This is a genomic window from Brevundimonas sp. (assembly GCF_031082345.1).
Lineage (GTDB): Bacteria > Pseudomonadota > Alphaproteobacteria > Caulobacterales > Caulobacteraceae > Brevundimonas.
This window is the reverse complement of the sequence record NZ_JAVHLH010000153.1, coordinates 1-6994: the sequence shown is the minus strand read 5'-3', so window position 1 is coordinate 6994 and position 6994 is coordinate 1. Positions and strand designations below refer to the sequence as shown.

Here is a 6994-nt window from a genome sequence, read left to right as displayed (position 1 = left end):
CGAGAACGCCGAGGCTGACCTCAACGCCCAAGTCGATCCGTACGCCAGCGAGACCTCGGCGCTGCGCGGCCGCTACGGCCCCCGGATCGCCCAGGGCGATTTCGACGGCGACCCGGCGCGTCTGACCAAGATGGACGCCCTGATCGCCTATCTGCAGCAACTCGGCACCCAGGTCGATTTCCGGACCTACCAGGCCGAAGACCCGGACAACATGCGATGAGCGGGCTCGACTACGAAACCGTGGCGCGGTTCGCCCAGCAGGGCGGCACCCTCTATTTCGGCGCCGTCTTCATCGCCGGGCTGATCTACGCCCTGTGGCCGAAACACCGCGAGACCTTCCGCCGTCTCTCCCACCTGCCGCTCGAAAAGGACGAGGACGAGCATGTCTGAACGCGAGCGCGACGAACACTCCGGCGTCGAGACGACCGGACATGAGTGGGACGGCATCAAGGAGCTGGACAACCCGCTGCCGCGCTGGTGGCTGTGGGTCTTCTACGGCTCGATCGTGGTGGCGGTGATCTACTGGATCCTGATGCCCGCCTGGCCGGGTCTCAAGGGTTACACGCCAGGACTGATGAAACAGTCCGACCGCGTCGACGTGGTCGAGCAGCTGAACGCCCTGCAGGCGCAACGCAGCCAGGGAGAGGCCCTGCTGATGTCGGCGTCCCTTGACCAGATCGAGGCGAACCCGGACCTGCAGGCCCACGCCCTCGCGGTCGGTCAGTCGGTCTTCGGCGACAACTGCGCCACCTGTCACGGCGTCGGCGGCGGCGGGGCGAAGGGCTATCCCAACCTGCGCGACGACGTCTGGCTGTGGGGGGGCTCGCTGGCCGAGATCGAACAGACGATCCGCATCGGCGTCCGCTCGGCTCACCCGGAGACGCGGATTTCGATGATGCCGGCGTTCGGCCGTGACGGCATGCTGACCAACGCGCAGATCGCGGACCTGGCGGAATACGTCGTGGCCTTGTCCGGACGCCAGGCGGACGCCGCCAGCGTCGGCCGCGCCCGGCAGCTCTACGCCGACAACTGCGTCGCCTGCCATATGCCCAACGGTCAGGGCGACCGGGCGCAAGGCGCGCCGAACCTGACCGATCGCGAGTGGCTGTACGGGTCAGATCGTGAATCCATCCGCGGCCAGATTCACAACGGCCGCAACGGGGTCATGCCGTCGTGGGAGGGCCGCTTCTCACCCGCCGTGATCAAGGCGCTGGCCGTCTATGTCCATGTCAACGCCGGCGGCGGCGAGGCCCCCGCCACGCCGGCTCCTGCCGCGAGTGAAGCCGCCACGCCATGACCATCATCATCGACCGGACCCGCGAGCGCCCGGCGACGGAGGGGCCGGTCTCGGTCGCTGAACGCCAGCGAGAGAAGAAGCGGCCGAAGGGCCTCTACCAGGCGCGCGTGCCGATCTATCCGAAGCTGGTCCACGGCCAGTGGCGCTGGATCAAATGGGCCCTGCTGATCGCGACGCTGGCGATCTACTACATCACGCCCTGGATCCGGTGGGACCGGCCCGGCGCCCTGCCGGACCAGGCCGTGCTGGTCGATTTCGACGGCGGGCGCTTCTACTTCTTCATGATCCAGCTGTGGCCGCAGGAGGTGTATTTCATCACCGGCCTGCTGGTGATCTCGGCCCTGGCCCTGTTCCTCGTCACCGCCCTCTTCGGGCGGCTGTGGTGCGGATACACCTGCCCGCAGACGGTCTGGACCGACCTCTACATCTACATCGAGCGGATGTTCGAGGGCGACCGCAACGCGCGCATGCGGCTGGACGCCGCGCCGATGTCGTTCAACAAGCTGTGGCGCAAGACCGGCAAGCACCTGGTCTGGATCGGCGTCGCCTTCGGCACTGGCGGGGCGTGGATCTTCTATTTCCACGACGCGCCTGACCTGATCCGCACCTTCTGGGTCGGGACGGCGCCGATGACGGCCTATGTGTCGTGCGCCATCCTGACCTTCACCACCTACATCTTCGCCGGCCACATGCGCGAGCAGGTCTGCACCTATATGTGCCCCTGGCCGCGCATCCAGGGGGCGATGCTGGACGACCAGTCGTTCCAGGTCACCTACCGCTACGATCGCGGCGAGCCCCGGGGTCCGCACAAGAAGACCGAGTCCTGGGAAGGGCGCGGCGACTGCATCGACTGCAACCAGTGCGTGGTGGTCTGCCCGATGGGCATCGACATCCGCGACGGGGCGCAGCTGGAGTGCATCAACTGCGGCCTGTGCATCGACGCCTGCAACGAGATCATGGACAAGGTCGGCCGGCCCCGCGGGCTGATCGCCTATGACACCGACGCGGCGGTCGCGGCGCGGAACTGCGGACAGAAGCCCGAGCACAAGCTGATCCGGCCCCGCACCCTCTACTACGGCCTGGCGCTGTTGCTGGTCGGCGGCCTGATGATCTGGGGCTTCAGCACCCGCGAGCAACTGGGCGCGCACGCCCTCCGGGACCGCAACCCGGCCTATGTGCGGCTGAGCGATGGAGCGGTGCGCAACGGCTACACCCTGAAGATCGCCAATCACGGGTTCGAGGCCGCCGACGTGGAGATCCGTTACGCCGGCGTTCCCGGGGCGGAGTTGAGAATTCCCGGGCAGCCCGACGCCGATCCGCTCCGTGTCGAGGTCGAGCCCAATCGGGTGACCCCGCTGCGCATCTTCGTCACGGCTCCGGCAGATCAGGTCGGCGAGGGCAGCCAGGACGCCGCGTTCGAAATCCGTCTGGGCGGCGAAACGATGACCGTCCCGACCGCCTTCGACTATGGGAGCCAGCCGCAATGAACGTCCGGGCCAGGCCGGCGAAGCCGCCGTTCGTCGTCAAGGGTTGGCACGTCGCTGCGGGCGTCGTGGCCTTCTTCGCCCTGGTGGTCGGCGTCGACGCCGCCTTTCTGGTGACGGCCTACCGCACCCATCCCGGCCAGGTGGCTCCCCGGCCCTATGAGGCGGGCCTGATCTACAACGCGGAACTGGAGCGGCTCCGCGTCCAGGACGCCCTGGGCTGGCGCGCGGGGGCCGAGGCCCGAGCGAACGGCCTGGACGTGCTGATGCAGGACCGCGAGGGTCGCCCGCTGACCGGACTCAAGGTCTCGGCCACGCTGCAGCGGCCCGCGACCGAACAGGGTCGCGCCGAGGTCGTCCTCAGGGAAGAGGCGCCCGGCCAGTACGGCGTCGACCGCGCCCTGTCCGGCGCCTGGGACGCCCGGATCGAGGCGGTGGACGCCGCGGGCCGCAGCTTCATCGCCGAGCGGAGGCTGACGTGGCCGTGACCTTCGAGGCGGCGACCGCGCCGGACATGTCGGCCTTCCTGCGCCGACAGGACGACGGCCGCGCCCGTCTCGACCTGCTGGTGACGGGCGCGCGTTGCGCCGGATGCATTTCGAAGATCGAGCGGGAAGTGTCGCGCCTGCCCGGAGTCGACTCGGTCCGTCTGAATCTCTCGACCGGGCGCCTCGCCATCGGCCTGACCAGCGCCAACGTCGACCCGGGCCGGATCATTTCGGCCTTGGACCGGCTCGGCTATCCGGCGACCCCGTTCGATCCGGGCGCCGCCCTGATCCAGCGCGACCGCGAAGGACGGCGGCTGATCCTGGCGCTCGCCGTCGCCGGTTTCGGCGCCATGAACGCCATGATGTTCTCGGTCCCGATCTGGGCCGGACTGTTCGACCAGGAGCTGGGCCCGGCCACCCGCTCCCTGATGATGTGGATGTCGGCCATCGTCGGCGCGCCCTGCGCCATCTTCGCCGGCATGCCCTTCTTCCAGTCGGCCTGGCGATCGCTGCGCGCCGGCCGGGCCAATATGGACGTGCCGATCTCGGTCGGGGTGATTCTGACCCTGGCGATCAGCTTCTCCGAGACCATTCTCAACGGCCGCGACGCCTATTTCGACGCCGCCGTCTCGCTGCTGTTCCTGCTGCTGATCGGCCGGTGGCTCGACCATGTGCTGCGGGCCAGGGCGCGCAGCGCCGCCGGCGACCTGCTGGCCCTTCAGGCGCCCGCCGCCTGCGTCGTCGACGGGCAGGGCCGCGAACGATCGGTTCCGCTCGGCGATCTGCGGCCGGGCGACATCCTGCGCGTGCGACCCGGCGACCGCATTCCGGTCGACGCGACCCTGGAACACGGCGAGGCGCTACTCGACAACAGCCTGCTGACCGGCGAGAGCGCCCCCGAGCGGGTCAGGCCCGGCCAGCTGTGCCGCGCCGGCGCCGTCAACACCGCCGGCCTGCTGACCTTGCGCGCCCGCGCCCGGTCCGAAGATTCCACGCTGGCGGCCATCGCCCGGCTGGTCGAGGCGGGCGCCCAGTCGCGTTCGCGCTATGTCCGACTCGCCGATCGCGCGGCCGCCCTCTATGTGCCGGTGGTGCATGCTGCGGCGCTGGCCACCTTCGCCGGCGGCTGGGCCCTCGGCCTCGACCCCCGGGAGGCCCTGATCCGGGCCGTCGCGGTCCTGATCGTCACCTGTCCCTGCGCCCTTGGTCTGGCCGTGCCCGCCGTGCAGATCGTCGCCTCGGGGCGGCTGTTCCGGCGGGGTGTTCTGGTCAAGTCGGGCGCCGCGCTGGAGCGGCTGGCGGAGGTCGATCACGTGGTCTTCGACAAGACCGGAGTGCTGACAGAAGGCCGTCCGGTGCTGATCGGGGCTGCGCCGGAGCTCATCGCCATGGTGGCTCCGCTGGCCCGCGCGACGCGCCATCCGCTGGCTCGCGCCATCGCCCGGGCGGCAGGAGACGGCCCGGTCGCGGACGACGTCGTCGAACACGCCGGCGTGGGCGTCGAGGGTCTGATCGGCGGCCGGCGCGCCCGACTGGGGCGCGCGGCGTTCGTGGGGGCCGCGACCTCCCAGGCGGCCGAAACGGAGCTGTGGTTCGGCTTCGAGGACAGTCCCAAGGTTCGGCTTGAGTTCTCGGATGTGCTCAGGCCTGACGCCGTGGCGGCGGTCGAGGCCTTGCGGGCGCGCGGCCTGACGGTGGAAATCCTGTCCGGCGACCAGGCGGGCGCGGTGCAGGGCGTCGCCGAACGGATCGGAGGGATCGCCTGGCGCGCCGGCCTGCTGCCGGAGGAGAAGGCGGCGGCGATCGACCACCTCGCCGGCCAGGGCCGCAAGGTGCTGATGGTGGGGGACGGTCTCAATGACGCCGCCGCCCTGGCGCGGGCCCATGCCGCCATCGCGCCCGGCTCGGCTCTGGAGGCCAGCCAGAACGCCGCCGATCTGGTGCTCACCCAGGATGCGCTTATGGCGGTGGTCGAGGCGATCGACGTGGCGCGCTCGTCCCGGCGCCGGGCGCTGGAGAATTTCGGCTTCGCCGCCGTCTACAATCTGGTCGCCGCCCCGGCGGCCATGCTCGGCTTCGTCAATCCGTTCGTCGCCGCCCTGGCGATGTCCGGCTCCTCGCTGGTGGTGACCCTCAACGCGCTTCGGGTGAGGGGCGGGCGATGAACATCATCTTCCTGCTGGCGCCGTTCTCGGTGCTTCTGGGTCTTGTGGCCGTGGGGGCGTTCGTCTGGACCCTGCGTTCCGGCCAGTACGACGACATCGAGGGCTCGGCGGCGCGCATCCTGATCGATGATGACGAAGACGATGCCGCGGACGGGCCAAAGCCGGATTTGCCTGAAGCGGAGGCCAAAAGTCCGAAAGCCTGAGGCGTCGCAAGCGACGGCGTCAGCGGCCGCGGGCGCCGAGCGCGCCGACCGAAGCGAGCCACGCCTGCCGCCGCGCCGGCGTCAGGCCTTCGACATTGCCGATCAGGGTGTCGCGGATCGGCCGGAAGCCGACGAAGGCGAGGATGTTGCGCTTCAGCGCCTTGAGGCCGTGTGCGCCGAACCACAGGCAGTAGACCGTAGCCGGCATGCCCATGGTGACGATGATCCGTGCGGACCGGCCGGCAAGCCGGCCGGTCAGGTTCCGTCCCGGTCGGAAGGCGAAGCCGGGTCGGAACATCTGCTCCAGCAGGGCCTTGAGCCGGGCCGGCGCGGCTCCCAGCCACAGGGGGTGGACGATCATCAGGTGTTCCGACCAGGCCGCCAGGTCCTGGGCGGTCGCGAGGTCCGCACAGGCGTGCGGCGCCTCCCAGCTGGCCCGGTCCTGCAGGAACGGAAAATCCAGATCCGCGAGGCGCAACACCCGCACCTCATGGCCGGCCTGTCGCGCGCCATCGGCATAGGCGTCGGCCAAGGCGTGGCAAAAGCGCGCCGGATCGCCGTCCGGATGACCATCGATGATACCGATACGCATGATCTACAACGTGCGAAGCTGGGCCACCCGGAAGGTATGTTGATCGCCGTCCGGAGCCCTGACGGAGACATATTCGCCGAGGACAAATCGCTCTTCGCCAAAGCGGAACCCGGTCTGGTCCTCTGCGTCTCCCGGAAAGTCGAGAACCCAGCCATCCCGACCGACGTGTTTGAGTTGGCCGGTCGCCACCGTGTCGTTGCTTTCGAACCGTCGGACCCGGCAGGGTTCGCCCAGGTCCCGCATGGCCGTGGGGTCGAGGCGGCCGTCCGCATCCAGGGGTGCGACCAGGTCATAGCCGCTCTGGGGATCGCCGGCCGGCTTGCCGGGTTCACGGGCCAGTTCGAGGCGGATGTGGTGCAGGGGGCTGGTCACAATCAGGTCTCCGAGGTTAGTGGGCGAGAAGCAGGCAGAGATCGCTCTCGGCCAGAAGGGTGCGGGTCACGCCGCCGAGCGCCCATTGGCGTAGCCGGGCATGGCCATAGCCGCCGGCGACGATAAGCCCGGCTTTCCGTTCGCGGGCGAAGTCCAGGATGACCTCTCCGGTCGAACGGCTGTCCTTGAGCATGATGCAGGACTCGGCGCCGATTTCGTGTCGGGCCAGGTAGCGGACGACGTCGTCGGCGACCCCCTCCGCTTCTTCGGTCTCCTCTTCCGTGCACAGGCCCAGCAGCAGAACCCGCTCGGCTTTCCCGAGCAGGGGCAGGGCGGCCGCGACGGCCCGGCGCGCCTCGCGGCTGTCGTTCCACGCGATCACCGCAGGCCAGC

At 69.6% G+C, this 6994-nt stretch carries 9 protein-coding genes and 1 pseudogene; 7 read left to right on the top strand and 3 right to left on the bottom strand.

Going from position 1 to position 6994, the window contains the following annotated elements:
- The 7 genes and pseudogenes from RDU12_RS10440 to ccoS all read left to right on the top strand — a co-directional run.
- Nucleotides 1-220, top strand: a pseudogene (locus RDU12_RS10440) (cytochrome-c oxidase, cbb3-type subunit II); the annotation flags it as partial.
- The gene (locus RDU12_RS10435) at nt 217-390 is read left to right on the top strand and encodes a cbb3-type cytochrome c oxidase subunit 3 (RefSeq protein ID WP_300290062.1); all 174 of its coding nucleotides are present in this window, start codon (nt 217-219) and stop codon (nt 388-390) included. The pseudogene RDU12_RS10440 and the gene RDU12_RS10435, both read left to right, overlap by 4 nt.
- Nucleotides 383-1297, top strand: coding sequence for a cytochrome-c oxidase, cbb3-type subunit III (ccoP, locus tag RDU12_RS10430; RefSeq protein WP_300290063.1), 915 nt, complete (start codon nt 383-385; stop codon nt 1295-1297). The genes RDU12_RS10435 and ccoP overlap by 8 nt, the downstream gene beginning before the upstream one ends.
- Nucleotides 1294-2784 (top strand): cytochrome c oxidase accessory protein CcoG, encoded by a 1491-nt coding sequence (gene ccoG, locus RDU12_RS10425; protein ID WP_308684579.1) that lies wholly within the window; start codon nt 1294-1296, stop codon nt 2782-2784. The genes ccoP and ccoG overlap by 4 nt, the downstream gene beginning before the upstream one ends.
- Nucleotides 2781-3269, top strand: coding sequence for a FixH family protein (locus tag RDU12_RS10420; protein ID WP_300290066.1), 489 nt, complete (start codon nt 2781-2783; stop codon nt 3267-3269). Before ccoG ends, RDU12_RS10420 begins: the two co-directional genes overlap by 4 nt.
- Before the next feature lie 26 nt (nt 3270-3295).
- Complete coding sequence (locus tag RDU12_RS10415) at nt 3296-5434, top strand: heavy metal translocating P-type ATPase (protein WP_308684580.1); 2139 nt, start codon at nt 3296-3298, stop codon at nt 5432-5434.
- Nucleotides 5431-5637 (top strand): cbb3-type cytochrome oxidase assembly protein CcoS, encoded by a 207-nt coding sequence (gene ccoS, locus RDU12_RS10410; protein WP_308684578.1) that lies wholly within the window; start codon nt 5431-5433, stop codon nt 5635-5637. The genes RDU12_RS10415 and ccoS overlap by 4 nt, the downstream gene beginning before the upstream one ends.
- Nucleotides 5638-5656: 19 nt before the next feature.
- On the opposite strand, the gene RDU12_RS10405 is transcribed toward ccoS, so the two are convergent.
- The 3 genes from RDU12_RS10405 to RDU12_RS10395 form a co-directional block, all read right to left on the bottom strand.
- Entirely contained in the window at nt 5657-6229 is a 573-nt protein-coding gene (locus RDU12_RS10405; protein WP_308684577.1) for an NAD(P)H-dependent oxidoreductase, read from the bottom strand.
- A 3-nt stretch (nt 6230-6232) separates the two neighbouring features.
- Nucleotides 6233-6601, bottom strand: coding sequence for a hypothetical protein (locus RDU12_RS10400; protein ID WP_300292594.1), 369 nt, complete (start codon nt 6599-6601; stop codon nt 6233-6235).
- Nucleotides 6602-6617: 16 nt separating this feature from the next.
- On the bottom strand, nt 6618-6994 hold a 377-nt coding region (locus tag RDU12_RS10395), incomplete at its 5' end, for a universal stress protein (protein WP_308684576.1).

Excerpts from the sequence above, each read along its gene's own strand:
- ccoS (WP_308684578.1), top strand. The coding sequence starts at position 5,431 with ATGAACATCATCTTCCTGCTGGCGCCGTTCTCGGTGCTTCTGGGTCTT.
- ccoG (WP_308684579.1), top strand. The coding sequence starts at position 1,294 with ATGACCATCATCATCGACCGGACCCGCGAGCGCCCGGCGACGGAGGGG.
- RDU12_RS10405 (WP_308684577.1), bottom strand. The coding sequence starts at position 6,229 with ATGCGTATCGGTATCATCGATGGTCATCCGGACGGCGATCCGGCGCGC.
- ccoP (WP_300290063.1), top strand. The coding sequence starts at position 383 with ATGTCTGAACGCGAGCGCGACGAACACTCCGGCGTCGAGACGACCGGA.
- RDU12_RS10415 (WP_308684580.1), top strand. The coding sequence starts at position 3,296 with ATGTCGGCCTTCCTGCGCCGACAGGACGACGGCCGCGCCCGTCTCGAC.
- RDU12_RS10420 (WP_300290066.1), top strand. The coding sequence starts at position 2,781 with ATGAACGTCCGGGCCAGGCCGGCGAAGCCGCCGTTCGTCGTCAAGGGT.
- RDU12_RS10435 (WP_300290062.1), top strand. The coding sequence starts at position 217 with ATGAGCGGGCTCGACTACGAAACCGTGGCGCGGTTCGCCCAGCAGGGC.